This is a genomic window from Halomonas sp. M20 (genome assembly GCF_020622265.1).
Classification (GTDB): Bacteria; Pseudomonadota; Gammaproteobacteria; order Pseudomonadales; family Halomonadaceae; genus Modicisalibacter.
This window is the reverse complement of the sequence record NZ_JACNMQ010000001.1, coordinates 1,002,893-1,029,332: the sequence shown is the minus strand read 5'-3', so window position 1 is coordinate 1,029,332 and position 26,440 is coordinate 1,002,893. Positions and strand designations below refer to the sequence as shown.

The 26,440-nt window shown below is 54.2% G+C and carries 25 protein-coding genes; 11 read left to right on the top strand and 14 right to left on the bottom strand.

Going from position 1 to position 26,440, the window contains the following annotated elements; all coding sequences use genetic code 11:
• Positions 1-32: 32 nt before the first annotated feature.
• The 5 genes from H7850_RS04835 to fliD are packed head-to-tail and all read right to left on the bottom strand — an operon-like array spanning position 33 to position 3,767.
• The gene (locus tag H7850_RS04835; RefSeq protein ID WP_227368281.1) at positions 33-314 is read right to left on the bottom strand and encodes an EscU/YscU/HrcU family type III secretion system export apparatus switch protein; all 282 of its coding nucleotides are present in this window, start codon (positions 312-314) and stop codon (positions 33-35) included.
• Positions 311-1,591: a flagellar hook-length control protein FliK gene (locus H7850_RS04830; protein ID WP_227368280.1), complete on the bottom strand. Its 1,281-nt coding sequence runs from the start codon at positions 1,589-1,591 to the stop codon at positions 311-313. The genes H7850_RS04835 and H7850_RS04830 overlap by 4 nt, the downstream gene beginning before the upstream one ends.
• Positions 1,588-1,953, bottom strand: a complete 366-nt coding sequence (locus H7850_RS04825) for a flagellar protein FliT (RefSeq protein ID WP_227368278.1) — start codon at positions 1,951-1,953, stop codon at positions 1,588-1,590. The genes H7850_RS04830 and H7850_RS04825 overlap by 4 nt, the downstream gene beginning before the upstream one ends.
• Positions 1,954-1,983: 30 nt before the next feature.
• Positions 1,984-2,367, bottom strand: a complete 384-nt coding sequence (gene fliS / locus H7850_RS04820; RefSeq protein WP_227368277.1) for a flagellar export chaperone FliS — start codon at positions 2,365-2,367, stop codon at positions 1,984-1,986.
• 11 nt (positions 2,368-2,378) lie between these two features.
• On the bottom strand, positions 2,379-3,767 hold the full coding sequence (fliD, locus tag H7850_RS04815; protein ID WP_227368276.1) for a flagellar filament capping protein FliD: 1,389 nt from the start codon (positions 3,765-3,767) through the stop codon (positions 2,379-2,381).
• A 229-nt stretch (positions 3,768-3,996) separates the two neighbouring features.
• On the opposite strand from fliD, the gene H7850_RS04810 reads away from it, so the two are divergent.
• Both H7850_RS04810 and H7850_RS04805 read left to right on the top strand, forming a co-directional pair.
• Positions 3,997-4,500: a hypothetical protein gene (locus tag H7850_RS04810; RefSeq protein WP_227368275.1), complete on the top strand. Its 504-nt coding sequence runs from the start codon at positions 3,997-3,999 to the stop codon at positions 4,498-4,500.
• A 5-nt stretch (positions 4,501-4,505) separates the two neighbouring features.
• Positions 4,506-5,723 (top strand): MFS transporter, encoded by a 1,218-nt coding sequence (locus H7850_RS04805; RefSeq protein WP_227368274.1) that lies wholly within the window; start codon positions 4,506-4,508, stop codon positions 5,721-5,723.
• A 15-nt stretch (positions 5,724-5,738) separates the two neighbouring features.
• Here H7850_RS04805 and H7850_RS04800 read toward each other — a convergent pair whose 3' ends face one another.
• From H7850_RS04800 to H7850_RS04785, 4 genes are all read right to left on the bottom strand, one after another.
• Positions 5,739-6,722, bottom strand: coding sequence for a biotin-dependent carboxyltransferase family protein (locus H7850_RS04800; protein WP_227368272.1), 984 nt, complete (start codon positions 6,720-6,722; stop codon positions 5,739-5,741).
• Positions 6,719-7,453: a 5-oxoprolinase subunit PxpB gene (gene pxpB, locus H7850_RS04795; RefSeq protein ID WP_227368271.1), complete on the bottom strand. Its 735-nt coding sequence runs from the start codon at positions 7,451-7,453 to the stop codon at positions 6,719-6,721. The genes H7850_RS04800 and pxpB overlap by 4 nt, the downstream gene beginning before the upstream one ends.
• A gap of 198 nt (positions 7,454-7,651) precedes the next feature.
• Positions 7,652-8,419 (bottom strand): 5-oxoprolinase subunit PxpA, encoded by a 768-nt coding sequence (locus H7850_RS04790; protein ID WP_227368269.1) that lies wholly within the window; start codon positions 8,417-8,419, stop codon positions 7,652-7,654.
• 14 nt (positions 8,420-8,433) lie between these two features.
• On the bottom strand, positions 8,434-9,312 hold the full coding sequence (locus H7850_RS04785; protein ID WP_227368268.1) for an urea carboxylase-associated family protein: 879 nt from the start codon (positions 9,310-9,312) through the stop codon (positions 8,434-8,436).
• Positions 9,313-9,444: 132 nt separating this feature from the next.
• On the opposite strand from H7850_RS04785, the gene H7850_RS04780 reads away from it, so the two are divergent.
• The 4 genes from H7850_RS04780 to H7850_RS04765 all read left to right on the top strand — a co-directional run bounded on the left by H7850_RS04780 (position 9,445) and on the right by H7850_RS04765 (position 13,601).
• Entirely contained in the window at positions 9,445-10,446 is a 1,002-nt protein-coding gene (locus H7850_RS04780; RefSeq protein ID WP_227368267.1) for a TRAP transporter substrate-binding protein, read from the top strand.
• Positions 10,447-10,636: 190 nt separating this feature from the next.
• Positions 10,637-11,191 (top strand): TRAP transporter small permease, encoded by a 555-nt coding sequence (locus tag H7850_RS04775; RefSeq protein ID WP_227368266.1) that lies wholly within the window; start codon positions 10,637-10,639, stop codon positions 11,189-11,191.
• A 15-nt stretch (positions 11,192-11,206) separates the two neighbouring features.
• Positions 11,207-12,505: a TRAP transporter large permease gene (locus tag H7850_RS04770; protein WP_227368265.1), complete on the top strand. Its 1,299-nt coding sequence runs from the start codon at positions 11,207-11,209 to the stop codon at positions 12,503-12,505.
• Between the two features lie 46 nt (positions 12,506-12,551).
• The gene (locus H7850_RS04765) at positions 12,552-13,601 is read left to right on the top strand and encodes an asparaginase (RefSeq protein ID WP_227368263.1); all 1,050 of its coding nucleotides are present in this window, start codon (positions 12,552-12,554) and stop codon (positions 13,599-13,601) included.
• A gap of 63 nt (positions 13,602-13,664) precedes the next feature.
• On the opposite strand, the gene H7850_RS04760 is transcribed toward H7850_RS04765, so the two are convergent.
• On the bottom strand, positions 13,665-13,892 hold the full coding sequence (locus tag H7850_RS04760) for a DUF2835 family protein (RefSeq protein ID WP_227368261.1): 228 nt from the start codon (positions 13,890-13,892) through the stop codon (positions 13,665-13,667).
• 420 nt (positions 13,893-14,312) lie between these two features.
• On the opposite strand from H7850_RS04760, the gene H7850_RS04755 reads away from it, so the two are divergent.
• The 3 genes from H7850_RS04755 to H7850_RS04745 all read left to right on the top strand — a co-directional run bounded on the left by H7850_RS04755 (position 14,313) and on the right by H7850_RS04745 (position 19,748).
• Positions 14,313-15,137: a flagellin gene (locus tag H7850_RS04755; protein ID WP_227368259.1), complete on the top strand. Its 825-nt coding sequence runs from the start codon at positions 14,313-14,315 to the stop codon at positions 15,135-15,137.
• Positions 15,138-15,372: 235 nt separating this feature from the next.
• Positions 15,373-19,200, top strand: a complete 3,828-nt coding sequence (locus H7850_RS04750; protein WP_227368257.1) for a TDP-N-acetylfucosamine:lipid II N-acetylfucosaminyltransferase — start codon at positions 15,373-15,375, stop codon at positions 19,198-19,200.
• A complete protein-coding gene (locus H7850_RS04745; protein WP_227368255.1) occupies positions 19,197-19,748 on the top strand; it encodes a class I SAM-dependent methyltransferase in 552 nt (183 codons plus the stop codon). The genes H7850_RS04750 and H7850_RS04745 overlap by 4 nt, the downstream gene beginning before the upstream one ends.
• Before the next feature lie 44 nt (positions 19,749-19,792).
• Here H7850_RS04745 and H7850_RS04740 read toward each other — a convergent pair whose 3' ends face one another.
• The 3 genes from H7850_RS04740 to H7850_RS04730 are packed head-to-tail and all read right to left on the bottom strand — an operon-like array spanning position 19,793 to position 22,055.
• Positions 19,793-20,641, bottom strand: coding sequence for a sulfotransferase family protein (locus tag H7850_RS04740; protein WP_227368253.1), 849 nt, complete (start codon positions 20,639-20,641; stop codon positions 19,793-19,795).
• Positions 20,642-20,667: 26 nt separating this feature from the next.
• Positions 20,668-21,774 carry a DegT/DnrJ/EryC1/StrS family aminotransferase gene (locus tag H7850_RS04735; RefSeq protein WP_227368251.1) on the bottom strand — a complete coding sequence of 369 codons (1,107 nt, stop codon included), beginning with the start codon at positions 21,772-21,774 and terminating at the stop codon, positions 20,668-20,670.
• The gene (locus H7850_RS04730; protein ID WP_227368249.1) at positions 21,771-22,055 is read right to left on the bottom strand and encodes a hypothetical protein; all 285 of its coding nucleotides are present in this window, start codon (positions 22,053-22,055) and stop codon (positions 21,771-21,773) included. Before H7850_RS04730 ends, H7850_RS04735 begins: the two co-directional genes overlap by 4 nt.
• A 266-nt stretch (positions 22,056-22,321) precedes the next feature.
• Between H7850_RS04730 and H7850_RS04725 the strand changes: the two genes are divergently transcribed.
• On the top strand, positions 22,322-22,801 hold the full coding sequence (locus H7850_RS04725; RefSeq protein WP_227368247.1) for a hypothetical protein: 480 nt from the start codon (positions 22,322-22,324) through the stop codon (positions 22,799-22,801).
• Between the two features lie 236 nt (positions 22,802-23,037).
• The gene (locus H7850_RS04720; RefSeq protein ID WP_227368245.1) at positions 23,038-25,806 is read left to right on the top strand and encodes an EAL domain-containing protein; all 2,769 of its coding nucleotides are present in this window, start codon (positions 23,038-23,040) and stop codon (positions 25,804-25,806) included.
• A 188-nt stretch (positions 25,807-25,994) separates the two neighbouring features.
• Here the strand turns inward: H7850_RS04720 and fliE are convergent, their stop codons facing one another.
• Positions 25,995-26,324 carry a flagellar hook-basal body complex protein FliE gene (gene fliE, locus H7850_RS04715; protein WP_227368243.1) on the bottom strand — a complete coding sequence of 110 codons (330 nt, stop codon included), beginning with the start codon at positions 26,322-26,324 and terminating at the stop codon, positions 25,995-25,997.
• Positions 26,325-26,440: the final 116 nt, after the last annotated feature.

Sequence of the window (26,440 nt, the reverse complement as noted above, 5' to 3'; positions counted from 1 at the left end):
ACACAGCCTGTGAATAGGAGATGGAAAAGCGTTTAGTGGGAGTCGGCGTCGATTTCAGCGGCCCAGGCCAGCAGTTCCGCAATGACCTGGTACAAGGCAGGAGGGATTTGAGTGTCGAGATCGACTTGCATCAGCAGGGCCACCAGTTCCGGCGCATCGTGTATGTAAAGACCCTGGCGACGGGCTTCGGTGGCAATCCGTTCAGCGAGTTCACCATACCCCTTGGCCAACACCTTAGGGGCACGTCCATCGTCGCTATAAGCAAGGGCTACGGCTTGACGACGCTCTTTATGAGGCGGTTGCGATTGACTCATGATGTTTCTTCACCAGAGAAATTAGCCTTCGTGCCCTTTACTTTGGTCAATACATTGACCTGTACGTCCGCAAAACCACAGCGAACGAGCCGTTCGCTCAAGGCGTCCCGCTCTTCGTTGAGCATGCCTGTACAAGCCACGCTCTCGCTTTGCAATACAAGGCGTATCGAGGTATCGCGCAGATGCAACTGTACTTCCAGTTCGCCCAGGCGCGGTAGTTCGAGTTTAAGCTGGCTATGCCACACCGCTTCCTGATCCTCTTCACCCCGCTCCTGCTCCTGATCCTCGCCGTGCTTTGCATGCTCCGCCAGTTGCTCGGGGATCTGAATGACTAGCGCCATGAAAACACCGGACCAGAGATCCCCCTCCCATCGCAGGGTTGGCGTTACCAGCAACTCGAGCTGATGCCTTAAAATACCCTGCAAAGACTCATCGATACCGTCCATGGCATTGGCATGAGCACGCTGGGTCGCATCGATACCCGGATTGACACCTGACCCCATGAGTAGCTCACCCCGCTGAGCAAATGCCTGGGCTACCTCCTGGGGTGTCATGAATGCCAGAGCAGCCTGCATAGGAGACAAAGGCGCCAGGGGCGAGGCAGGCTGTGCTCCTGCAGGTAGCGGCGTCAATATCCACCGCTCAGCCCCCAGCAAGGCAGGCATGGAGCGTCTATCGATCAGCAGGCTGCCGGCTGACGCAGCGCCTTCGGACTGGCCCGATTTAGTCATCAACGCATTGGCCATCGCAACATTCGAAGAGTGAGCCTGCATCTGGGGCTCACGCAAGAGCGCGGCTCCAGACATCTTTCCTCGATACCAGCGTCCGACATGGGACTCATAGAACAATCCGCTGGTCTCGATACTGCTTTGTAGCCGGCTTGCCAAGACAGGTGCATTGATGACGCCCTGATCAGCACTGCCGGCCAACAACGGCGCTGGCGATCTGATAACGGAGGGCGGTGCGGGGAATTTGAAGAGAATATCGGCGATGCTGCGAGCAGCAGGGCTGAAATGGGTGGTAGTCGAGGCAGGCGTTGTGGCGACGTGAGGCAACGGCCCGGCCTGCCCTCTCGATTCCTTTGCACCCGTACCGGGAAGAGAGACGCCGCTGTGCTCCGTATGCAACCGAGAGTCGCTGTGAAGCGCCCGGGGCGCCTGACCTGGCGTCAAGGGCTTGACCGGTTCCAGGAGTTCCCGGTTTGCCAGCGTATCCACGCGCTTTCCCAACACCTGATGTAATAACGTGTCGAGCAGCGGTGTAATGACGCCGCTCATTGGCGGCCTTGATTACTGGAAACACCACCAATATCGGCAGCCTGATAAGCTCGGGAAAGATCTCGTCGACGACGGCTGTCGTCCATCAATTCGCCAAGTTCGGCGCGATGCTTTTCCACACACCGACGCGTTTCTGCATCCTGGATGAGAAGTCGTTCGAGCAGTTCGGCTTTACGGCGCACACTATCGGAGGTCTGCGTCTCGGGCGTCTCCAACTCCTTGAGCGCTTCAATCTCCTTCCGGTAAGCAGATTCTTCTTCGGCTAGCTGCGCCCATTCCTCTTTGCGAGCCAGAGCCAGCATACGTGCAGAACGGGTAAGAAGTTTTTTATAGCTCACGAACACTGCGTCTATTGGCCTCATCGGCAACTCCTCCTTGCTCAAGCGCACGTGTTAAGGTGCAATTTCGCGCCAAGCGGAGGCGATGTTTTCAAGCAATTGCGAGGCCTCATCGAGAGACTGCTCGTCGTTCTTCAGATTGGCCTTCAGCAACAAGCTGACAATATAATCATAAAGCGATCCCAAGCGTTCGGCGACCTCGCCCCCGCGCTCATGATCAAGCCCTGCCCCCAGTCCATTGTTGACGATATCGATCGCCTTGGATAGCGACTTGCCTTTTTCCGTTACGTTACCCTGCTGCATGTGCAGGCGCGCGGCCCGCATGGAAGCCTGTGCGCCATCGAAAAGCATCACGATCAACTGATGGGGCGATGCGGACATCACCCCGGTTTCCACGCCCACTCGAGCGTAGGCATTGGCACCGCGCATCGCACTCATTGAAAGCTCCATCAACTATTACCCAATTGGGCATTCATGGCATCGAACTGCTGACCCAGGTAACTCATGGTGGAGTTCATCTGGGCGACCAGAGTATCCATCTGCGCGAACTGCTGGCGATAGCGGTCTACGGTAGAATCAATTGTGCGCTCCATTCGATCGAAGCGATCGTCCAGAGAACTCATCCGTTCTTTCAGGCCACCCGTGGCGTTATCCAGCATGCCTTCGAAATCGAGCATGGCACCCAAGGTGTCGCCTACTTTATCCGCCAGACCGTCAGTCGTGGCAGTGCCGGCAAAATACTTGTTCAGCCCCTCGGGATCGTTATTGACCCACTCGCCGAGCTTTTCATCGTCGATCTTCAAACTGCCGTCGAGGGTCAGCTCGATGCCCACATCCGACAGCATTTGAGCAGTGCCGGCGCCGGCAGTGGAGCTCATTACGGTACGCAACCGCGCTTCAACGCTGCGCATCGTACTATCCCCAAGCAATTGACCCGCCACGTCGGTCTCCTTGTTATAAGAAGTGAGACCATCCATGGTTTTCTGCAGTGAATTGTAAGCATCGACGAAGTCCTGGACATTTTGCGTGATGCCCTCGCTATCGCCGCTAACCGTCAAGGTGCCCGATGCCGTAGGACTGGTCAGATCGAGCGTGACACCCTGAATAGCTTCCTCGAGGCGGTTTGACTGGCTAGTGATGGCGATGCCGTTGACGCTCAGGCTGGCATCTTGGGAATCCACCGTCTCGGTCATCGTGCCCGTATTCGCGCTGCTGTCATAAGTGAGCAGCTCACCCAGGCGAGCATTGCCGCTGGTCGTCAACGTCATCTCGGATTGCGTACCGGTCTCGTCTGATGTCAGTACCAAACGATAGGGTGCGGTTGCATCGCCGTCGTTGACGATGGAGGCGGTCACACCGAGCCCGTCGGTAGCATTGATCGCGTTGCGAATCTGGGTCAGCGAACTTGCCCCATCACCGATGGCGATATCGTGAGTCGTACCATTCTGGGTAATGGAGATAGTGCCGGCACCGGTACCTTGCTGAGCACTCTTGTCGGCGACACCAGGCGATGCCAGTGACTGTGCCCTGGCCAAATTGGTGACCGAGACCTCATAGCGACCTGGCACTGCACTACTACTCGAGGCAGCGGTGAACCCTTCACCGGTGACATTGCTGGTCACTGCGCGGAAGGTATCCGGCTTATTCAGCTTGGACGCCGCTTCCTGAAACTTGTCCAACGCCGACTCGAGCTTGCCAAATGCTGAAATCTTGGCCTCGTAGCTTTTTTGTTGCTGAACGATCGGGACCAGCTTCTGACGCTCAGCGGCTTTAAGCTGATCGAGCAGACCATTGAGGTCCATTCCCGACCCGATACCTAGTGAAGAAATACTCGCCATGATGACCCTCTTTGATCTATGACCTTTTTACCAGCCCGACAACGGCTTCGCCGCTGGAAAAGGCTCGCGACAGGTGTTCAATTCGATGTATCGGCAAATTACGCGTGAACTTGAGGGTCATCGCTGGCATGAGATCGACAGGTACGCCATCATGGTTCCCCTTTGAATGAGGGCCTCCCTCTCGATATCGGCTGCACTGCCACTCCTCTTGATATTCAAGGACATTGTCATGGACTCGACCGGACTTTTTAACGACTATCACCGCTGGCAACGCTTCAACCGCCAGGATCAAGTGAGCCGGGAACATAATGCCGCTATACGCAAACTAGCGGAGTCCCATGCCATGGCCTCTCGGGTCACCGAAGGCTACCGCAGCATGGCGGACAAGAGCGCCAAGGAAGGCGCCTGCTATCGCACCCTGTTCCTGCGCCGGCGGGACAACGCAGAAGAACTGGCCTGCGAAGGCTGGCTCTTCGTGCGCCGGGTATTGACCGAAGGCGGCACTACCCGCGTGCGCGCTACCTTGCTGGAAAGCTTCACCCTAGAGGATGGCAGCATCGAACCGGGCACCAAGCCCGCCATCAAGATCACCTTGGATATCTTTGACGAGATACTAGTCAAGCGCAGCATGTCCCTAGGCTGTCGTATCGACCGCCAGGACGATGAGCGAGAGACACGTTTTATCACCTTCCTCGACAGCGTCCGCGGCGATCTGAAAAAGCACCTGCAATAACACCCATGGCATCGCTACCGTCGCGGTCTCGCCCGCTGCTCTTCGTGGCATTGATGATTCTCGTGGCGCTCAATCTGCGTCCGGCGCTATCGTCGATGGCCCCCTTGCTGATACGTATTCAGCAAGAGCTTGGCCTTTCCGCCTCCGCTATTGGCGCCCTGACCACTCTTCCGGTGCTGTGCCTGGGGCTGTTCGCGCCTCTGGCGCTTCGACTATCAAGCCGGTTGGGTGCGGAGCGCGCCTTGAGCCTGGGACTGCTGTTGCTGGTATTCGCGCTGATATTACGCGCCACTAACAATATTCCCTTGCTCTACCTCGGCACCTTGCTGGCCGGCGCCGCCATCGGTATTGCGGGCACCCTGCTGCCCGGCCTGGTAAAGCGCGAGCTCCCCCAGGGCGCCGATGTGGTGACCGGCGTCTATACCATGGCGCTGTGCTTGGGCGGAGCACTAGGCGCCGGACTCACGGTACCATTATCGAACTGGCTGGGTGACTGGCGCTTCGGTCTGGGTAGCTGGGCGCTTCTTGCCTTGCTGGCACTGACCGCCTGGCGTCTGAGCATGCCGCACCCCCGCTCGGGCATCGGGGGACATACACAACTTCAACACCCCAAGCCCCGCCTGATGCGTTCAATGCTGGCTTGGCAGGTGACCGGCTACATGGGCTGCCAGTCATCCCTTGCCTATATCGTCTTCGGCTGGCTGCCGGTACTGCTTCAACACCGCGGGCTCGACGAAAGCGAGGCCGGCTGGTTGTTGGCCACCTCGATTACCTGCCAACTGGCGACCGCTCTGGGGGCGCCTTGGCTTGCACGCCTGGGTCGCGATCAGCGCCCTACCATTCTTCTGCTGATGAGCATGACTGCCGCAGGTATCGCCCTGCTCCTCTTGGCACCGCTGAACTGGCGCTGGCTGGGGGCACTTCTTCTGGGGATGGGTCAAGGGGGCTGCTTCAGCATGGCGCTGACGCTGATCGTGCTGCGCACCGGCACTTCGGAACTCGCAAGCCAGTTGTCGAGCATGGCTCAGGGGTTTGGTTATGTATTGGCGGCCACCGGGCCATTGATGGTCGGTATCCTGCTGGAATATACCCAGGACATGAGATTGCTGGCCACGGTGTTATTGGTCTACGTCGCGCTGGCCACTAACTTCGCCCTGCTGGCAGGGCGTCAGCGCAGGCTCGAACTCGATACTCAGGGCCAATTGGTGACCATCGCCCATTGATTGCCGCACAGGGCGTCAATCAGCCCGAAAGAGCCGCAGAAAGTCTCGGTATTCTTCTTGCGCCGCACTTAACGCCTGAGCCTGTAAATGCACCTCATGCCCTGGTAAACACTGCGCCAGTTGCGCGCAGGCAAGCGGCGTCAAGGTGCCCAGCCGCGGGTAGCCACCAATGGTCTGGCGATCATTGAGCAGAACGATTGGCTGGCCGTCCGGCGGTACCTGTACGGCGCCGAGCCCTATGCCCTCAGAGATCATGCTGGAAACGGCGCACTTCAAAAGCGGGCCGGTGAGACGCACGCCCATACGATCGGCACGATCATCGACCTGCCAAGGGTGATTGAACGCCGCAAAGAGACTACGGCTTTCAAAGTCGGCAATCTGGGCGCCGGGTACCAGCGCAAGTCTCGTCGGTTGTGAATAATCCGGGCGCTTATCTGCAGATGGTGCTTCGGGCAGTTCATCGTTTTCAATATGGCCTTGTTGAAAGACCAGAGCATCGCCTTTTTGCAACTTGCCGCCCTGGCCATCGTGGCCTCCCAAGCCCTCCCTGGTCACACCGGCAACACTCCCCAGCACCGGCTCGGCAAGAAAGCCGCCCGGCGCGGCCAAATAGGCTCGCAACCCATCTTTCGGCGCACCGAAGCGCAGGCGCTGACCCGCCTGTACTTCAAAACGCGACCAGGGTTCGATTGGTTCATCGTCCAGGGTCGCTTCGAGATCCGCTCCCGCCAGCGCCAGCCGTGCATTGCCTTCGGCAATCAGACTCAAGCCACCGAAAGTGATTTCGAGCGTCGCCGCGCCCCAGCGGTTGTCTAGTAAATGATTGGCCCAGGCCCAGGCATGAATGTCTACCGGACCACCCTGAGTCACGCCAAGGCGCCGCACACCGAAGCGCCCGGCATCCTGTAATAACGCAAGCGGCCCGGCTTGCTCTACGCGCAATTGCACTCTGCCTTCACCACTACCGCCCCTACTGCTCCTACCGCTGGCTACACTCATGAATTCTTCCTGCTTGTCTCCGCGCCGCGCTCCTCGACCGGCGTGGTATCGCCACCGGCGTCCTCGAACTCTTTGCGATCCACCGCCACGAAGCGCACCCGATCACCCACTCGCAATAGACTGAAGCCGTCGCGCTCGCGGTCGAACAGCCGTGCGCTAGTGCGCCCGATCAGGTTCCAGCCCCCAGGGGATATGCGCGGGTAAGCGGATGTCTGGCGATTGGCTACCGCTACGCTGCCCGCCGGCACGCGCTTTCGCGGGGTATCCAGACGCGGCAATACCAGCTCTTCGGTCAAGCTGCCCATAAAGGCGAACCCTGGCGCAAACCCCAGGGCGAAGACATGATATTTCTGATCGGTGTGGGCCTCGATGACCGCCTCCCGGGAAAGTCCGCTACGCTCTTGGAGCAGAGAAAGCTCTGGCCCTACGCTATCGTCATACCAGACCTGCAGCTCTTTAATCTCACCGAGGGCACCCTGCTCGTCGGGTTCGAGATCCGCAAGCAGCGTCGCTAGACGCGAGCGCGCCTGCGCCGGCGTGAGCTGTAGGGGATTGTAATGCACCAATAGCGTGGTGTAGGACGGCACCAAGTCGACCAGCGCATCGCCAAAACTCTCTTCGCAGCGGCGTAGCAACGCCATGATCCAGGGCATGTTGGCATCGTCGATACGATCGAACAATCGCACTAGCCAGGCGTCGACCCCCGCCACTTCCAGACACGGTAACTGCATTGCATATGCTTCCTTGCTCATAGAGTGCTTTTCAAAACTCAGTCGCTAAGAGACACTTCTCCGGCGGCAAGGTACCGCAAGGGCGCTGTAAACCCGTCCTTGGGCGCTACTTTTGCCATCCATGGCAAAAGACCCTTGCTTTACCTTACCCCCGGCGTCCATCGCTGTGAAAAATTCGGAAACAGTTTCCAAGTCGGCTCATACCTCTATCGTAGCGCTCATTCCGCTCTCCGCCAGCGCCTGACGAATCGCTCTCACCGCGGCGATGGATTCCGGATTGTCGCCATGCACGCACAGTGTTTGCGCTTCTAGCACCAGCTCGCTGCCGTCGCTTGCGGTTAGCGGCTGGCCCTTGGCGATTCGCAGCGCCTGATCGACGATCGTCTCGGCATCGTGATGTACCGCGCCGGGCTTGCGCCGAGATACCAGCCGGCCTTCGCCGTCATAGGCGCGATCTGCGAAAGCCTCGAACCACAGGGTAATCAGATGGCCATCGGCCAACTCCTGGGCCGGTGCGGGATCGCGAGTGGCCATGACCATTAATGGCAGTGCCGCATCGAAGGCGGCCACCGCCCGCATTACCGCGGCGAGCTTGACGCTGTCGCGCATCATGTCGTTGTAGAGTGCGCCATGGGGTTTGACGTATCGCAGCCGAGTGCCTTCCGCCTCGCACATCGCCGCTAGCGCGCCAATCTGATAGAGCACCAGGTTCTCGATCTCCTCCGCGGAACACGCCATGGAACGACGTCCGAACCCCACCAGATCCGGATAGGCGGGATGCGCGCCTACCGCGACCTTGTTCGCCACCGCCAGACGCACTGTACGCCGCAGGGTATCCGGGTCAGAGGCATGGAAACCGCAAGCCACGTTGGCCAGATCGATGTAGGGCATGACCTCTTCATCCCTCCCCATCGTCCAGGCACCGAAACTCTCTCCCACATCCGCATTGAGTAGCAAGGTTGGCATGGTGTTGTCCTCCCTTATTGGCCGCTATTCGTGCTGTTTGCCTTGATTTCCGCCCAGTCGACCTGCGGTCGCTGCAATCCATGCCCTCCTTTATAAGGAGCGGGCTCCGGCGGCGACCAGCCTTTGAGCAAATCATCTTCTACAGCATAGACCTCCACGCCCAGCGGATGACAGGTCTGTAGCGGATCGGCGGCCTCCGGACCCCAAAGATCCACAGAGAGATCGCCCCCTGGGCAGCAGGACATGGCGCAGAGCAGATCGATCTCGGCGAAGAATTCCAGATAGTCGCCCTTTCGTGCCGGGCAGGCCTTCATGAAATATTGATCGTCATCATTCAAGCCTGTGCATTGAAAGACGTTGAGCACGTCGTGGACGTCCCGCTCATCGAGACCATGAGGAAGCACCGCCCGCACCAGATTGGAATGACAATGAAAGTCGAAATCTTCACCGCTGAGTAGTCGATTCACATAAGGATCGCAGCGCGTGCCGAGCAGATCGTGTACCCGTCCACCTTCGTCGTCCATGCCGTAATCCGCCAGGCTGTCGTCGATGATGGTGGCCATGGGACGCAGATAAGGCAGTGTCGACCACAGCCTATCGAAGGTCGAGACATGCGCATGCTGCAGCTGACGGGTGCGGGAGGCCCAGAAGCGCTCGCGAGGATTGTGCAGACTCCAGAGATTGAGATCGCCGACCTGCGGGCCTTGCGTTATCTTAATGCGAAATATATGCCCTGCTGGCACCTCCCAGGCCAGGCCATCACGGATAGGCACCGTATGGCTGGTGGTCAATTTGCGGCCATCCTGCTCTTGCGCAAGCCGACGATAAAAATTACGGTCGATATCGAGAATCGATCCCGAGGTGGCACGATAGGCGGCAGCAACATTGGCCATTGGGTCTCCCTTCATTGGATGGTCGTGGTGTGCTTCACTCAAGTTGTGTTCTATGCTCATTGAAGCCGTACTTGTGCCGATCGACAAGGCTCGGGGCAAAACACTTTTTCGACAACAAAGAAGGAATCGCGTATGTCTCTTTATAGATCCGGTTGTCAGTTCGTCGCGCTATCGCTAGTTGCCACGGGTCTGGCCGCCGCCTTGAACACCGCTCAGGCCGCGACGGAATGGGACATGCCCACCCCCTATGGTGATCGCACCTTTCATACCGTCAATATTCGCGAATTTGCCGACGACGTGCGCGAGAAAACCGGCGGCGAGCTGGATATCACCGTGCATGCCAACGGTTCACTGATCGCTCATCCAGAGATCAAGAATTCGGTACGGCGCAGCATCGTACCTATAGGCGAGATGATCATGTCACGTCTGGCCAACGAAAATCCGATCTTCGAGGTGGATTCGGTGCCTTATCTAGCCTCGAGCTACGAACAGTCGCGGACCCTTTGGGAAGCCTCTAAGGAGATCATCGACGAGGAACTCGCCAAGCAGCAACTGCGCCTGCTGTTCGCCGTTCCCTGGCCACCTCAGGGCATCTATACTCAGGACAAGGTGTCAACCATCGACGATCTGAAGAATCTCAAGATGCGCGCTTATAACAAATCCAGCGAGCGTCTGGCGCAGCTGGCCGGCGCAGTGCCAACCCAGATCGAAGTACCGGACATTCCTACTGCCTTCAGCACCGGTCGCGTAGATGCCATGGTCACCTCACCGGCTACTGGCGCCGACACCAAGGCCTGGGACTATCTCGGCAACTTCAACCACGCTCAGCTGTGGCTGCCCAAGAACATGATCATCGTCAGCGAACGCGCCTTTGGCCGCCTTGACGAAAAAACCCAACAGGCCGTACTGGACGCAGCGAAAGAAGCGCAGGAACGCGGTTGGGAGATGAGTCGCACGGAAACCGAAGAGGCACTCGAGGTGCTGCGCGAGAACGGCATCACCGTCAGTGAACCTAGCGAGGAATTGGCCGCGTCCCTCGAGGAAATCGGCAACACCATGACGGAGGAGTGGAGCAAGCGCGCCGGCGAACAGGGTCAGCAGATTCTGGATAACTATGAGCAGCTTCAACAGTAGCGCTTAGTAATCACTGTTTAAATGCCTGTACGAACGAATCGCTTCGTTGCGCGGTGCTGGTGCGCCAGCCCGGTAAAAACTTGCCTAACACCCAGTTATGTCTCGTTTTTTGTGCTCCGTGCGCATTGCGCTTCATTTCGTACGGCAATTTATCCAGCGATTCCTTAACATTAACAAGCCGGGATTATTCATGCACTTTCGACTTCGCGCACTTTATACCTTAGGCGGATACGCGGCAGCGGTTTGTCTGTGCGTCATCTGCGCCATGATCGCCCTGCAGGTGGTGGGCCGCCTCCTCGACAAGCTGCTGACGGCGATCGATGCCGAGAGCCTGAATCTGGTCATTCCCGGCCTATCGGAAATTTCCGGCTTTCTATTGGTGGGTGCAAGTTTTCTAGGGTTGGCCTACACCTTCGTTCACGGCGGCCATATCCGCGTGACCTTGGTGACCGGGCAACTGCCGCCCAAGGTGCGGGCATTCGTCGAACTATGGTGCCTGAGTATTGCCTTGGGTTTATGTGGTTATCTCGCCTGGTATACCGGCGTACTGATGCTCGACAGTATTGAATTCAATGAAGTCTCCTACGGCATGGTGCCGGTGCCGCTATGGATTCCTCAAAGCGCCATGCTGCTGGGCATCTTGCTGCTGACCCTCGCACTGCTCGAAGCCTGGATCAGTACTGCACTAGTTGCCTTCACGCGGCCCGGCGAGTTTCGTATCGACGACGCCAGCCCCAATGAATGACCCAGGAAAACCTCGATGCTAATCCTCATACTGACTTTGCTGATCGCCCTGCTCGTGCTGCTCGGCAGTGGCGTCTGGGTCGCGTTCTCGCTGATGGGCCTTGGCTGGATCGGCATTAGCCAGTTCACCTCGATACCCGCCGGCGACGTCATGGCTTCGGATATCTGGAGCGCCAGCTACAGCTGGGAGCTGACGGCGCTACCGATGTTCATCTGGATGGGCGAGATTCTGTTCCGTTCGCGCCTCGCCGAGGACATGTTCTCCGGCCTTGCGCCCTGGATGACGCGCATTCCAGGGCGTTTGCTGCATACCAACGTGGTCGGTTGCGGCCTGTTCGCCGCGGTTTCTGGCTCCTCGGCGGCCACCTGCGCCACCATGGGCAAGATGGCAATTCCCGAACTGACCCGGCGCGGCTATGACGAACGCCTGATCATCGGTACCCTGGCCGGTTCCGCCACCTTGGGCTTGCTGATTCCACCCTCGATCATCTTGATCGTCTACGCCGTGGCCACGGACCAATCCATTGCTCGGCTGTTCATCGCCGGTATCCTGCCCGGGATGCTGCTGATCTCGCTGTTCGCCGGCTATTTGATGCTGTGGTCCTGGCGTTTTCCCGATCGCGTCCCTCCCGCGGATGAACACACCTCGCTGGGTGAGAAGTTCCGCCGTTCACGCCGGTTGATTCCGCTGCTGGGGTTGATCGTTGGAGTGATCGGCTCGATCTACGCCGGGCTCGCCTCGCCCACGGAAGCCGCCGCCGTGGGGGTGGTGCTGTCGCTGTTACTGGCCCGCTGGCAAGGGGTCATGCAATGGAGTACCTTCGTCGAGGCAACGATGGGCGCGGTGCGCACCTCAACCATGATTGCCTTCATCCTCGCTGGGGCCTCGTTTCTGACTGCTGCCATGGGCTTCACCGGACTGCCCAGCGATCTGGCAGCATGGATCGCCTCGTTGAACCTCTCGCCCTACATGCTACTAGTGGCGCTAACCGTCTTCTTCATACTATTGGGCTGTTTTCTGGACGGCATCTCGGTCGTCGTGCTGACTACCTCTATCCTGCTGCCCATGGTCGAGGCCGCCGGCATCGACCTCATCTGGTTCGGCATCTATCTGGTCATCGTCGTGGAGATGTCGCAGATCACCCCACCGGTAGGCTTCAATCTATTCGTGTTGCAAGGCATGACCGGTAATAACATCCTGAGTATTGCCCGGGCGGCGCTGCCGTTTTTCTTCCTGATGGGTCTGGGTGTTATCCTAATCACGCTGTTTCCGGAGATCGCCACCTATCTGCCCGAAGCGATGAGTGGGCGTTGATGCCCAGTAGCCTCAAGAATATTTACCGCGACGTTAGAAGCCAACGATGTCAAACACTCCCCTCCTGGTCATCTACACCGGTGGCACCCTGGGCATGCTGCCTAGTGACACCGGTCTTGTGCCAGGTCACGATTTCGAAGCGCGTCTGCGTGGGGCGCTGAAGACACTTCCTCCCGCGCGCCAAGCTTCTCTTCCCGAATTCGAAGTGCTGGAATATCCCGACCCCATCGACTCCAGCGCCGCGACTCCCGCAGACTGGCAGCGCCTGGCCCGGGATATTGCCGGACGCTATGCCGATCCACAGAAGAGGTATGCCGGTTTCCTAGTGCTGCATGGCACCGACACCCTGGCCTGGACCGCGTCTAGCCTGGCCTTCCAATTACAAGGGTTAGATCGAGCGGTCGTCGTGACCGGATCGCAATTGCCCTTGGAAGCTGGCGGCAGCGATGCACTGGGTAATATCGAAGCGGCACTACGCTTCGCCACCCTGCCAGGATTACAGGAAGTGGCCGTGTGCTTCGCCGGCAAGTTGATGCGTGGCGTGCACACCCGCAAATGGCATACACATGCCTTCGATGGCTTCACCAGCCCTAACTATCCCCTGCTTGGCGAAATGGTGGATACCGCACCCGTGCTGTACCCCTCGCGGGGGCTGGATTCACAACAACGCGGCTTGCCACGATTCGAATTGCCGGATTACAGCGCATTGGATGACACCGCCGTGGTTCGCATTGCCCTCTGGCCGGGTGTCTCCGCCCGCCTGCTGGCTGCCTGGCTGCTCGATGACAGCGTACAGGGAGCACTACTGGAAGTATGGGGCAGCGGCAACATCCCCGAAGACCCGGAAATCCTTGGCGTTCTCGCCCAGGCGACCGGCGAAGGTAAATTGCTGGCTGCCATCAGCCAATGCCCCCATGGGTCGGTTTCTATCGGCACCTACGCCGCCGGTAGTGGATTGCTCGATGCCGGCGTACTTTCCGGCGATGCCATGACCCCGGAAGCCGCCATGACCAAACTGGTGCACTTGGTAGCCCAACCGCTGAGCGACGCCGAGAAACGACAGCGTTTTGTGGTCGCGCTGGCGGGAGAACTATAGAAAAAGGGATGCTGCCGACTACATTGAGAGTGCTGTCTGAATCGCCCCTAACTTCTTAGACACCTAGCGACTCGACAAGGCCACCAACGACTCGAACTTGCCATCACTGGTAAAACTCAGCCGATAAAGGCCATGCACGCCATCGCGCCCGACGATACGCCGTAGCGCTTGGGCGGGGAACATTACCCGTCGACCGTCCAGGCTGTAGGCATAAACGTGTTGCGCACCGCCTGCGTAGTGGGCCAGGCACTGCTCGGCGGAAAGATCAATCACCACATCGATACTGGGCATCAGGGAAGTTTACTGCTGTTGAGCCGCCACATTACATCAATCGAGCCTCGAAACCATCCGCGACGTCGTTGGGAGCTTTGCAGGGTACGACCCTTGCCTGATCGATTCCAAGCAATATTCACCCATGTCCTTGATGGCTTGGCGGTATACGGTTTCACATACATCCGCTTCTAAACGCCCAGGGGCTCGACAAATCGAACTGGCATCAAAAGCGCCGCCATTTCACCTATTGACTCTTTTCACACTCCTTCCACAAAAAAAATCGCAATTAGTCCTAAAGCATTTTTCCCAAGCGACGATAAACAGGGTAACGGCCAACGGTGCCGTTGTGGTGAGAGAGGCAGAACCCTACTGATAAACGCCGATCCGCCGCTGGAGCCCCCAAGACCTAATCAGGTTACTAATAGGAAGGAAATACACATGTCAGTTATCAATACCAACATCACTTCTCTGATCTCTCAACAGAACCTCAACTCTTCCAAGGGCGACCTGACTACCGCCATGGAGCGTCTGTCTTCCGGCCTGCGCATCAACAGCGCCAAGGACGATGCCGCCGGCCAGGCCATCGCCAACCGTATGACCGCTCAGGTCACCGGCATGAACCAGGCCAGCCGTAACGCCAACGACGGCATCTCCCTGGTGCAGACCATGGAAGGCGGCCTGAATCAGATCAACGACAACCTGCAGCGCGTTCGTGAACTGGCCGTACAGGCAGCGAGTGACACCAACAGCGACGTCGACCGCGCTTCCATCAAGACTGAAATCGATGAGCGTGTTGCCGAGATCGACCGTATCGCCGGCAGCGCTTCCTTTAACGGCACTATGTTGCTCGACGGCGCCGCCGCCCTCACTATTCAAATCGGCGCCAATACCGAAGCCGAGGACACTATCGACGTCAATACCATTGATGCGACTTCAGCAAGCCTTGGTGTGTCCGGCACTACTGTTAACGTAGCTAGCTCTGGCTCATCCCAAGCTCTTATCGACGCCGTTGACACTGCTATCAACACTATCGATACAAACCGCAGCACCTTGGGTGCCACGCTGAACCGTTTCGACTCGGTCATCAGCAACCTGAGCACTTCTTCCACTAACCTGTCTGCCGCGCGTTCACGCATCGAAGACGCCGACTACGCGGTCGAAGTCTCCAACATGACTCGCGCCCAGATCCTGCAGCAGGCCGGTACGTCTGTCCTCGCCCAGGCCAACCAGGTACCGCAGGGCGTTCTCTCCCTGCTGGGCTAATAATCAGGTAGCAACAAGACGGGGCTTCGGCCTCGTCTATTTCGCCTACCCTTTAGCACCACTGACAGGTCACCGCAAGGTGGCCTGTTTTTTATTGTACCTGGAACTCGGGACCGCCCAGTTCGATCGCGAACACCCGAATAACGCTGACGAACCCTGCCTTTTCATACCAAGCTACGGCATAACCGGGTGTTAGCATCGCATAACCATTGCTCACCCGTTCAGGAACGTCCCCATGGCGCGCAGTAAAAAATCTTCTTCAAAACTCTCCAATCGCCACAAAAAAAACTTTCAGGCTAATAAATCTACCAGTCTCGAAAGCTTGATCTTGCAGGGGGAGCAACACACCAAAAAAGGCAAGACGCAACAGTCGCTCACTCCTTTGGAAAAAGCGGTAAGGTGTTACCCGCAAGATACCAAAGCCCGGCTAATGCTATCGCGCTCCCTCTTCGCTTTGGGACACTACGATTCTGCCTTGGAACATGGTGAATGGCTGATTAAACACGCTTCCCATGACGCCAACGTACTAACATGGCATGCCAGTATTCTGGAAAAGCTACATCGCCATAGCGAAGCCATCGAGTGCCTGCAGAAGGCACTCGAGAAAGACCCGCAGAATATAAGCGCACATAACAATATCGCTACCTTACAAGTTAAGGAGGCCAATTACCTTCAGGCTGAGCGACATTTTCGAAGGGCATGGGAACTCGATCCCAAAAACGACCTCGCTTACTCCAATATGGTGTCGACTAAGCATTACAATCCAAGCTATAGCGTCGATGAACTCTACGAAGATATATTGAGCTGGGAGCGCTATTTTGCATCATCGAATCATCCGACAAGAGCTGATACGGACCGTGATCCTCAGCGTCGATTACGCATTGGGCTGCTCTCCGGAGGCCTGCGTATGCACCCAGTCGGGCAAATGGTACTACCTGCGATCAAGACACTAAATGATCGTGAATTTGAGATTTTCGTCTATACCACTAACGAACTATCCGACCTCCTTACAGACAAATTCAAGCAGAAAACACATCTTTGGCGTTCAATAAAATACCTTTCTCACGATGATACGGCTCGAAAAATTCGTGAAGACAAGATCGATATACTGATCGATCTCAATGGCGGCGGGGAAGATAGCCGCTTCAAGACGCTGGTCCTCGAGCCCGCCCCGCTCCAGGTCAAATGGGTAGGCAGTCTGTTCAATACCACGGGCTTGAGTGGCGTTGACTATCTGATCAGCGATGCGATCGAGACGCCAGCAGGCGTCGATCATCGCTACACCGAACGCCTGATTCGCATGCCGGATGACTATATTTGTTATCACCGTCCAGAACATGCACCGGCCACCTCGGCCCTGCCAGCACTCAAGAACGGCCATATTACTTTCGGTTGTCTGAACAACCCGGCCAAGCTCAACGATGAACTGCTAGCACAATGGGCCAAGCTGATGCAGGACGTCGCAGGGAGTCGTTTACTGCTACGTGGCGCCCAGTTCGAGAGTCCAGATTTTTACGATCGGATTATTCGGATATTCAAAGAACATGGCATCGATGAACAGCGCCTGATACTCGAAGGGCCAACTCATCATCAGGACTTCCTGGCCACTTACAATCGCATCGACATCGCCCTGGATACCTGGCCCTATTCCGGCGGCCTGACCACCTGCGAAGCCTTGTTGATGGGAGTGCCAGTAGTGACACTGCCCGGCCCGACCTTCGCCGGCCGCCACTCCGCCACACACCTGACCAACGCCGGCATGGCGGAACTGGTGACCCATAGCTGGGACGAATACCGTCAACGCGCCGTCGAGTTGGCCGCCAACCTACCCGACCTCAGCGTAATTCGCGCCTGCCTACGCACCTATCTGCTGCAATCGCCGGTATGCGATGGCCCACGTTTCGGAAAACACCTGACCACTGCCCTGCGCGCCATCTGGCAGCGCCATTGCGAAGGCAAGGCGCCAGCCGCCCTAACTTTCAACAAACAGGGCGAGGCCTATTTCGATGGGGAAGAAAAGCCAGTCGAGATCCTGCTTTCGAGCCCATATCACGAAAGTCAGAAAGAGGAGGCAGGCTTCCAGTGGAATATCGACGGCAAGATCATCGCTATCGACAATGGCGCTGGCCTGACCTCTTTGTCGACCACGCCGGAGCTGATGAAATCGAATGCCTTCGCGCTGATCGCTTTCGACCCAGCAAGCCGGATTAGCGATCCCGCCCCTCTACAGACAGGCGGTGAACTTCATCACTACCCGCATACTCTGCTTGGCGATGGCAATCCCGCAACGCTACACGTATGCCTGGACCCGGCGATGAGCGCCACCCTGGAGCCCTTATCTGCGGAGCAACAACCCCAGGGTCAGGGGCAAGGTAGCCAGGTACTCACCACCCTGCCGATCCAGACGATTCAACTCGACAGTATCGAGGGATTGGAGAGTATCGATTGGTTGATTCTCGACAACCTGAATGACAGCCTCGCGGTACTAGAAAATGGCGAACAAGCGCTAAAGAACACTCTGTTAATTCAGGCGAGTGTTAGCTTGCAGCCCACGCATAAAAAGCAACCAGAACTGACGCAGATCAGCCAATGGATGTCCGCTCATGGCTTCCACCTGCTACAACTGAATAATCGACCGCAATCTGGTCAACTGGACGATAGCCAAGAGCAGGTTTCGCAACAGGCTACTCAGCTGACTAGTGCGGACGCACTTTATATGCCCAGCGCAGAACGGTTGAACGAATTAACCGATAGTCAGCAATTGAAGTTGGCATTCATACTACACTCGGCTTACGGAAATCATGATTTAACGCATAAGCTAATCCATCAGGTCGATACGGAGGTGGCAGAGCGATATTTGGCAAGGCAAAATTATTTGACTTCTAAAACGTCTAGCGCTTCTCAAGCCGATTCAGAGCTCCCCACCCCTAACTCATCATTATTAACGAGAACAGGTTCAAAAAAAGCCAAAAATCGCTTCATACATATTTGCTTCAACAACATGCATGTGCAGAGGCTAGTTGATGCTTTGAGTAACAGCGATGAAGAATCCGAATCGGAAAATCACATTTATATTAACAAACACCGAAGCGTCAAAGATTACGATGTCGACATAAGCAGGAATAGTAATTCTTTGTTTTTTGATGCCAGTCAAGAATTAGAAGAGGTACTTCTTGACTGTTTGAAGGATGACGTGGCAGGTATCTTTTTTCACGGTCTATTTTTTGATTGGCAAAAAAGACTTGTTTTAAGCATTGGCTCAAGAAAGAAAACTATTTGGGTGGTATGGGGAGGGGATCTATACAGATATAAGTCAGCAGATAGCGATATGAAAAAAGTGGTTGAGCAGATAGATTACTTGGCTACATTGACTGCCTCGGACTATGAGGTATTCAAAAAACTCTTTGGCAATAAGCCAAGATTCGACTTTGCCTATCGTCTACCCTTTGATGATTTAGAAAAAGCAAATGCCAATACAAAAGAAAAGTTACTGATTGTAGGGAACAGTGGCGATATCACTAACAACCATATTGAAATACTTAAAAATCTCTCAAAGAAAAAAGACATAAATAATTATAGTATATGCCTGCCTTTTTCTTATAACGCACCCACAGGCTATAAAGAAGAGGTAGAAACCCAGGCTGCTTTGATAGGGATAAAAGAAAACATTTATATAATTGAGGAACATATGAACAAGGAGCGTTATTTTAATTTGATCTCTAGGGCAGAAGTCTTAATAACAGCGCAAGATCGATCTCAAGCTGGTGTAACGACCCATGCCGCCATCTATTATGGAACAAAAGTTGTTTTAAAGAAAAACATTCAGCACGGCAAACATATTTTGCTGAATCCTATGTGGTCCAGAATAAATAAAATGAAGATTGATCCTATTAGCTATGAAAAATTCATCGAAGCTGAAAAAATATCTACTTTACAAGAAAAAAACAGTTCGAAAATATTACTAGACCGGGAAAATCTCATATCCGCTCGCGGAGAAAATTACTCAAGAGACTGTCTGGCTAAAATTCAAAAAACCTGCTTAAAGAATAAGGTGGAAAGATGAAAGAAGATAACAGAAAAAAACTAATAGACACTCTCCCTAAGAAATCTATAGGTGCAGAAATTGGCGTTCATAAAGGAGATTTCAGTGCTGATCTTTTAAATGCATTAGATCCCCAAGAACTACATCTAATCGATCCCTGGCATTATCAGGACAGTGACACATATAAAAACTCGTGGTATGGCGGTTTATCCAAAGGTCAAATCGAAATGGATGAACGCTACTCGAGTGTTAACGAAAAGTTTAAAAAAGAAATTGAAAAACTTACGGTAACTATCCATAGAAAAACTTCAACCGAAGCACTAAGCGGATTCCCTGACAATTATTTCGATTGGATTTATATAGACGGAAATCATTTATTTGATTATGTGATGTGCGACCTCAAGTTAGCTTACTCAAAAGTGAAAGAAAAAGGCTTTATTTGCGGCGATGATTATGAAGAAGGAGGTTGGTGGGAAGGTGGGGTTTTAAGGGCCGTTGATGATTTTTGCCTTAAAATAAATCTTGATAAGAAGATATTTGGAAATCAATTCATAGTACAAAAAATATAGCATAAAAACATAAACGGCCGAGGCGCAATCAACCTCGGCCGTTCTTACAAATAATTGAAATACTCAAGATTTACAAATGCGTGTTTTTCAAATTCATTTATTTGATCTTTAGTTAGAATTCTTTTATATTGTCCGTGATTCTTTTTATCAACAGGCTCGAATGTTTTTGATTTCCACTGCATAAAATCAGTAGGCTCATCATTCTTCTGATAATAACTCAGCATTTCTGATGAAAAACCCACACCCAAAGAACTACATACCTCTCTTAATATGCCATTCGGATTTTCGATAAGATTTTCATATTTAACTATTAACACACCCTGCTCTTTCTCCCTCTCAATTGCCTTTGCAGCATTAAGGCTCCATTCGCTGGCCATCTCAGATATCGTGCTCGGTAGTTTTGGCTTATAAGTAGAATTTATTTTTTTTGATAAAATATCAATATATGAGCAGGCGACATCCCTACCGTCTCTAATTATAAAAATTTTCTGAGCGCCAGGAAAAAACTGATCAATTTCACCCAAATGATTTATGTAATAATTATTTTTATCGCCCAAGGACCGAGGGTTTTTATTAAAAAACTCGCCATATGCATGATAAACACAGGCCGCCATTTCTGAATAGCGCTCAGGCCTAAACTTCATGATATTTTCTAGAACTAGCTTTGAAGGCACCCCCCATGTTTCAAATTTTTTTGATTTAGCCACATTGTCTGCAAACTTCAGATAAGCACTTTCATTAAAATCTTCCATGTCCGAAAATTTAGGCGCAAGCCATAGGGAAAAACCACACTCGGGAGGAACCGTAATCTCCGGGTGGCTATTGAGCATCAACCTTAGCAGTGATGTTCCCGAACGGGGGTTGCCTATTATAAAAAAAGGTGTCGATAACATTATTGATAACTTTTATTTTAGTTAAATTATTTTTTTACAATGGATAGTATTTTATCTACATCATTTGCATTCAAGCCTGGGTAAATTGGAAGACACAGGACCTTATAGGCTATACGTCTTGATGAAGGCAAGTTGCTAGCTGAAGCTGAGGGCATACCTCGATACATGGGAAACTCACTTATCAACGGATAGAAATAGCGTCGAGCGAATACATTATGATCTCTCAGCTTCTGATACAGGTCGTCACGGCTGAGATGATAATCTGGCTCAACAAGGATCGGAAAGTAAGAATAGTTGGAGGTCACATGAACCGGTTGCTCAAGGATACGAATGCCTTTCACACTCTTGAGCTCTTCACGATAGAGTCGATCGATATCGCGGCGACGGGCGATAACCTGGTCAATATGCTTGAGCTGTAACAGACCGAAGGCTGCATTGATCTCGCTCATCTTGCCGTTGATACCCGAGGCTACTACGGTCACCTCGTCGACGAAGCCAAAGTTCTTCAGATGGTCGATATGCTTCTTGGTTTTGGCATCCGGGCAAACGATGGCTCCGCCTTCAAAGGTATTGAATACCTTGGTGGCATGAAAACTCAGCACGCTCAAGTCACCATGGCGCAGCACACTACCACCGCCATCATTTACGCCAAAGGCATGGGCGGCATCGTAGATAACGTTAAGGTTGTAGTTGTCTGCGATCTTCTGAATGGCCTCGACATCGCAAGGATTGCCATAGCAATGCACGGGCATGATGGCGGTAGTACGTGGAGTGATCGCTGCTTCGATTTTTGCCGGGTCAAGATTGAACGTCTGTGGATCGATATCGACAAACACTGGAGTAAGGCCATTCCACAGCAGCGAATGCGCAGTGGCAACAAATGAATACGGGGTGGTAATAACCTCACCCGTCACCCGCAGTGCCTGCAAGGCGGTAAGCAAGGCTGTAGTGCCATTGTTAAACAATGCAATATGCTCAACACCAAGATAGTCACAAAGCGCCTGTTCCAGCGCTTGATGCATGGGACCGCCGTTAGTCAGCGTTTTGCTTTGCCAAATTTCTTCCAGATAAGGAATAAACTCTTCTAGTGGCGGTAGATGAGGTTGAGTAACGTAGACAGGCTCACTACTCATGACAAAAAATCCCCTTTCCTGATCAGCTCACCCAGATATCGCCCATAGCCATTCTTACCCAACCCCTCACCTGCCGCTGCAAGCGCATCAATGCTCAACCAGCCATTGCGTCTGGCAGTACCGCTTTTGACGAAGCTACAGCGTGGAAAATCGATACATGCAGTTAAGCGCTTGAGGCTTCCGGCATAGCTCGGCCTGTCAAAAAGCACAGTTTGCCAAGCCGTATATTTGCTCGGCGCAGTAGCGTGAAAATCTGCTTCGACTTTTATCAACGCCCTCATAACCGCCATCCTGATCAGCCTCACTGGGTCAGGATGCATCATCGCGCGTGAGCGGCATGTGCATATGCTCGATAAGCCTTCAAAATCGAGCGCTAATCTAAAAACGAAGGGCTTTATTACAAAGTAAATTTAGTTATGCAGGCGGCTTTACCATTTAAACCAACTGCCTTATCGGGTGAATTTAAACCTTTTTACGTATTAGCCGATAGAACTTCAAAGATACATTTATACACACACAAATACATACTCGATAAGCAGGAAATCCAATGAGTCAATCAACTGCCTCCAAAACTAAACTAGACAATGCGTTTCGAGAAACTCTCGACCAGGCATTGAAAACCCTGGTCGAGCAGGACCGCTTCCTTTTGAAGACCTCGGCCAATGAGCGTGCGATTTCATTTCGTCTGGCCATGCATCTTCAGGCGCTGTTGCCCGAGTGGAACGTGGATTGTGAATACAACTGCTGGGAAACGCCCTGCCATTACATGAAGCATGTCGTCACTGGCACCACGTCATCGGCAACCGAGGCGCGCACCATTTTCCCGGATATCGTCATTCATCGACGAGGCACCTCGGAAAATCTTGCAGCCATTGAGATTGCAAAGAGCTCCAACCGCTTCAGTATTCATCAGGACATCAAGAAGCTGAAAGCCTACAAGAAGGAGCTGGGCTATCAGCATGCCTTGTTTTTGAGCATCGGGGTCGATGAGGATATCGATAACAGTCAGGTTGAGGTTGTTACCTGAATCCTTGGCTCCGATACGCTTAGGAATCGCCATGACATTCTTTATCGATGACGTCAATTCTCTTGAGCGATTGCAGGGTCGTCTAGTCACTCTCCCGATGTGATGACGACCCACTTGCCTCGGAAAAACGAGCATTGCTTAAGATTCGCAGGATAACTGCCGATAACAGCGGATAACACGGCGTATCCAGTGCTATCGGTATCGCCCCACCCATCCCTCGAGGACTGAACAGAACAATGAACCATTTCGTCAGTTGCTCCTTACCCCAGCAACCATCGAGCGTTGAGGATTCAGGGCGTCTGGAAGCGTTGGAATCGGTACGCCTGATGGATACGCCTTCAGAGCAGCGCTACGATGTGCTGACACGCCTCGCTTGCCGGCTCTTCAAGGTGCCCATCGCATTGATAAGCCTGGTGGATGATAAGCGCCTATGGTTCAAATCAGCCCAAGGCATCACTGTACGTGAAACGCCAGCGGAGCATACTTTTTGCGCTCGTGTAGTCGAAGCGAACGAGCCTGTCATCGTTGAAGATGCAAGCCAGGACCCCCGTTTCCAAGATAATCCCCTGGTAACCGGGCCACCTCATATCCGCTTCTATGCCGGAGTACCGATCTACGGTCTCGGTAATAACCCCTTGGGAACACTCTGCATCATCGATCGTACACCTCGCGCTATCAGTCCCGAAGAACTGATTACGCTTCAGCACCTTGCGGATCTGGTCAATTTCGCAATTGCCGACGGGCAGCAATCCGTTACATCGGGAGAACTACCCGCGGATGAAATCGGCGTGGAAACCCTTGTCGGGGCGCTTATCGCCCGTGCAGAACAACGCCACCGAGCCGGCACACCGCCAAAGCTCATCCTGCTCGAGCTACTTGATGACTTCCTGCATTTGAGCAAGAGCCAATACGGTATGGTAGGCGAGGTTGTGAACGAAGATGGCGCCCTGGTGCTCGACGTCATTGGTATCTCCTTGGGAGATATGAGCGATAAGATGCATGCCTTCTTCGCTCATGGCGGTCGCCGTTTGAACGTCGATCGCATGAGTGCCCTGACTGGTGGTCGCTTTCAACGTCCTGAAATCCAGGTATTCAGCGAGACCGATTTTGCCGCCATCTCGCCGAGTTCGCTCCCGGAAAATCACCCCCCCCTGCATAACGCGTTAATGGTGCCGTTCGTGGTAGGCAAGCAGAACGTAGGGCTAATGCTGGTGGCCAATCGCGAGGGGGGCTTCAGTTTATCCCGCGCACAACGTTTGCTGAAGCCTCTGATGGATATTGGTAGCCGCCTAATCGAATCGATGCAAGAAGAGCGAAAGCAAACTGCCCTTTACGCCACCTTGGAAGAATTTCGCGCCACACTGGACGCGACTCTGGACCTGATTCTCATCTTCGAAGAGCAGTCTCAGCGTTTTACCTATTGCAACCAAGGGGGGATGGATCAGCTTGGTTATGGCGATGATGAAATCAAGACGCTATCCCCTGCTCATCTGATCGACTGCTTCAGCGACACGGCTCCTCCGGAGCAGCTCGCCATGCTGAAAAGAGACGACCAATCGGTACGCCTGAATACTCATCTGCGTTGTCGTAATGGCGAACTTCTTCCGGTACAGGCGACCATACAGCGAATCAGACACGAGAACTCGGGTCGTTATAACTATGTCATCGTCGCCAGGGATTTGCGTGAGTCATTGGAAGCCCAACGCGAAATCGAATGGATCACACATCACGATGCCTTGACTCGGCAACTCAACCGTGAGGGATTCCTACAAGCACTTTCGAAAAACATTCCCTTGCGCTGTGCGGCAGCTCGCCGTCAGGCAGTGCTGGTGTGCGGTGTCGACCGTTTCAAGCGGATCAACGATGCTCATGGCACGGCAATGGCAGATGATGTGCTGCGCGAGCTGTCCGCTGTTTTCGCAGCGACACTGGACGTCTATCCCGATGCGCTACTAGGGCGTCTAGGAGGCGATGAATTTGCCATAGGCGTGAATCTAGTCGATGACAAGCACGCGCTGGAGCTGGCGGATCGCTTGCGTCAACGGGTGGAGCAGCATCGCTTTTCCATGATCGGCGAGTTGCAATTAACCATCAGTATTGGCCTTGCCACCACGACTGGCGGCTATATCAAACCCGAGGAGCTCCTCCGCCGTGCCAATGCCGCTCAGGTACAAGCCAAATTGCATGGGCGCAACCGGACACGACAATACCTGAGAGGCATGCTCAAGGAAGCCAGCCGCTATCAGAATATCGAACAGCGACTCTCGGGCGCTTTTGCCAGGGATGACTTTTACCTGCTTTTTCAGCCTCAATGGCAACTATCGGATCTTTCCCAGCCTGTGGGCGCGGAAGTTCTCTTGCGGTGGAACGATGAGCAGCTTGGCATCGTCGGCCCGGATGTTTTCATTCCCATCCTCGAGGAAAACGGAATGATGATCGAAGTGGGAAAATGGATCATCGAGCAAGCGCTGGACGACTTCATCGCGGTTCGTGATCGGCTTCCCATCGACTTTTTCATCAGCGTCAACGTCAGCGCCATTCAGCTGATGGACGACGATCGTCTGGCGGCCAATGTTCTGGACGCACTTCGCCAACGCGGGTTGCCCACGAAGGCCCTGGAACTCGAGATTACGGAAACCGCCCTCATCCAGTCGCCGGAATGGATCGGTCAGCAGCTGGCATATTTGTACAATCATGGCGTGCGGATCGCCCTGGATGATTTCGGTACCGGCTTTTCGTCACTATCGCACCTGAAGCAATTTCCCTTCGATACGATCAAGATCGACAAGTCCTTCATCGCCGGCCTGCCTCACTCCAAAGAGGACAGCGCCATCGTCGAATCGCTTCTGACGCTTTGTGCCGGGTTCGGACGAGAAGTCTGCTCGGAAGGTATCGAAACCCAGGAGCAATTGGACTTTCTTTACCAGCACGGCTGCGACAGGATTCAAGGCTATTTACTGGGGAGGCCCGAGCCGGCGTTGTTGCTCCAGTCCAGTCAGGAATAGGCAGTCATCAGGATCTGGGTTCACTGGCTTTCGCCTGCCTGGCTGCATAAAGAACGAAGGCCACGATAGCGAACGTTACCCGCTGCGCTATCGTGGCCTTATTGCATCTTTCCTATCCGATTATATCTTTTCTATCCGCGGCGAAGCGCTGGAGGCAGCCGCGGGTCTTTCCCTGGTGAGCCCTGCCATTACACCTGCATGTTCATAATGTCCTTGTAGGTCGTCACCAGACGATTGCGCACCTGCACCCCCATCTGAAAACCGACGCTGGCTTTTTGCATGTCCACCATCACATCGTTTAGCGACACGCCGGGAGCACCCGCCTGAAAAGCGTTGAGCTTGGCGTTGGCGGTCTGTTGCAGCCGATTGATACGTTGTATCGACGACTGCAGCTCTCCGGCAAAACCGCCTTGTCCCACCATAGTGGATAGCTGCTGGCCTTTGGCGGCCTGACCGCTGGCCTGGGTTGCCAGACTCTGCATCTGACTCAGTGCTGCTTGAATGGCTGGTGCACTCATGGCGAACTCCTGCACGCATTGATAATGGGATTGATAGTGATGGCAAGCCTATCAACCCCTTCGTCTTATTCATGCATGCAAATGAACTAACAAAAGCGTCCTTTTCCTGCCTTTAG

Excerpts from the sequence above, each read along its gene's own strand:
- H7850_RS04775 (WP_227368266.1), top strand. The coding sequence starts at position 10,637 with ATGCACTTTCGACTTCGCGCACTTTATACCTTAGGCGGATACGCGGCA.
- H7850_RS04780 (WP_227368267.1), top strand. The coding sequence starts at position 9,445 with ATGTCTCTTTATAGATCCGGTTGTCAGTTCGTCGCGCTATCGCTAGTT.
- fliS (WP_227368277.1), bottom strand. The coding sequence starts at position 2,367 with ATGAGTGCGATGCGCGGTGCCAATGCCTACGCTCGAGTGGGCGTGGAA.
- H7850_RS04805 (WP_227368274.1), top strand. The coding sequence starts at position 4,506 with ATGGCATCGCTACCGTCGCGGTCTCGCCCGCTGCTCTTCGTGGCATTG.
- H7850_RS04835 (WP_227368281.1), bottom strand. The coding sequence starts at position 314 with ATGAGTCAATCGCAACCGCCTCATAAAGAGCGTCGTCAAGCCGTAGCC.
- H7850_RS04735 (WP_227368251.1), bottom strand. The coding sequence starts at position 21,774 with ATGAGTAGTGAGCCTGTCTACGTTACTCAACCTCATCTACCGCCACTA.
- H7850_RS04745 (WP_227368255.1), top strand. The coding sequence starts at position 19,197 with ATGAAAGAAGATAACAGAAAAAAACTAATAGACACTCTCCCTAAGAAA.
- H7850_RS04800 (WP_227368272.1), bottom strand. The coding sequence starts at position 6,722 with ATGAGTGTAGCCAGCGGTAGGAGCAGTAGGGGCGGTAGTGGTGAAGGC.
- fliD (WP_227368276.1), bottom strand. The coding sequence starts at position 3,767 with ATGGCGAGTATTTCTTCACTAGGTATCGGGTCGGGAATGGACCTCAAT.
- H7850_RS04830 (WP_227368280.1), bottom strand. The coding sequence starts at position 1,591 with ATGAGCGGCGTCATTACACCGCTGCTCGACACGTTATTACATCAGGTG.
- H7850_RS04750 (WP_227368257.1), top strand. The coding sequence starts at position 15,373 with ATGGCGCGCAGTAAAAAATCTTCTTCAAAACTCTCCAATCGCCACAAA.
- H7850_RS04810 (WP_227368275.1), top strand. The coding sequence starts at position 3,997 with ATGGACTCGACCGGACTTTTTAACGACTATCACCGCTGGCAACGCTTC.
- H7850_RS04760 (WP_227368261.1), bottom strand. The coding sequence starts at position 13,892 with ATGCCCAGTATCGATGTGGTGATTGATCTTTCCGCCGAGCAGTGCCTG.
- H7850_RS04720 (WP_227368245.1), top strand. The coding sequence starts at position 23,038 with ATGAACCATTTCGTCAGTTGCTCCTTACCCCAGCAACCATCGAGCGTT.
- pxpB (WP_227368271.1), bottom strand. The coding sequence starts at position 7,453 with ATGCAGTTACCGTGTCTGGAAGTGGCGGGGGTCGACGCCTGGCTAGTG.
- H7850_RS04790 (WP_227368269.1), bottom strand. The coding sequence starts at position 8,419 with ATGCCAACCTTGCTACTCAATGCGGATGTGGGAGAGAGTTTCGGTGCC.
- H7850_RS04755 (WP_227368259.1), top strand. The coding sequence starts at position 14,313 with ATGTCAGTTATCAATACCAACATCACTTCTCTGATCTCTCAACAGAAC.
- H7850_RS04770 (WP_227368265.1), top strand. The coding sequence starts at position 11,207 with ATGCTAATCCTCATACTGACTTTGCTGATCGCCCTGCTCGTGCTGCTC.
- H7850_RS04730 (WP_227368249.1), bottom strand. The coding sequence starts at position 22,055 with ATGAGGGCGTTGATAAAAGTCGAAGCAGATTTTCACGCTACTGCGCCG.
- H7850_RS04765 (WP_227368263.1), top strand. The coding sequence starts at position 12,552 with ATGTCAAACACTCCCCTCCTGGTCATCTACACCGGTGGCACCCTGGGC.
- H7850_RS04740 (WP_227368253.1), bottom strand. The coding sequence starts at position 20,641 with ATGTTATCGACACCTTTTTTTATAATAGGCAACCCCCGTTCGGGAACA.
- H7850_RS04725 (WP_227368247.1), top strand. The coding sequence starts at position 22,322 with ATGAGTCAATCAACTGCCTCCAAAACTAAACTAGACAATGCGTTTCGA.
- H7850_RS04825 (WP_227368278.1), bottom strand. The coding sequence starts at position 1,953 with ATGAGGCCAATAGACGCAGTGTTCGTGAGCTATAAAAAACTTCTTACC.
- fliE (WP_227368243.1), bottom strand. The coding sequence starts at position 26,324 with ATGAGTGCACCAGCCATTCAAGCAGCACTGAGTCAGATGCAGAGTCTG.
- H7850_RS04785 (WP_227368268.1), bottom strand. The coding sequence starts at position 9,312 with ATGGCCAATGTTGCTGCCGCCTATCGTGCCACCTCGGGATCGATTCTC.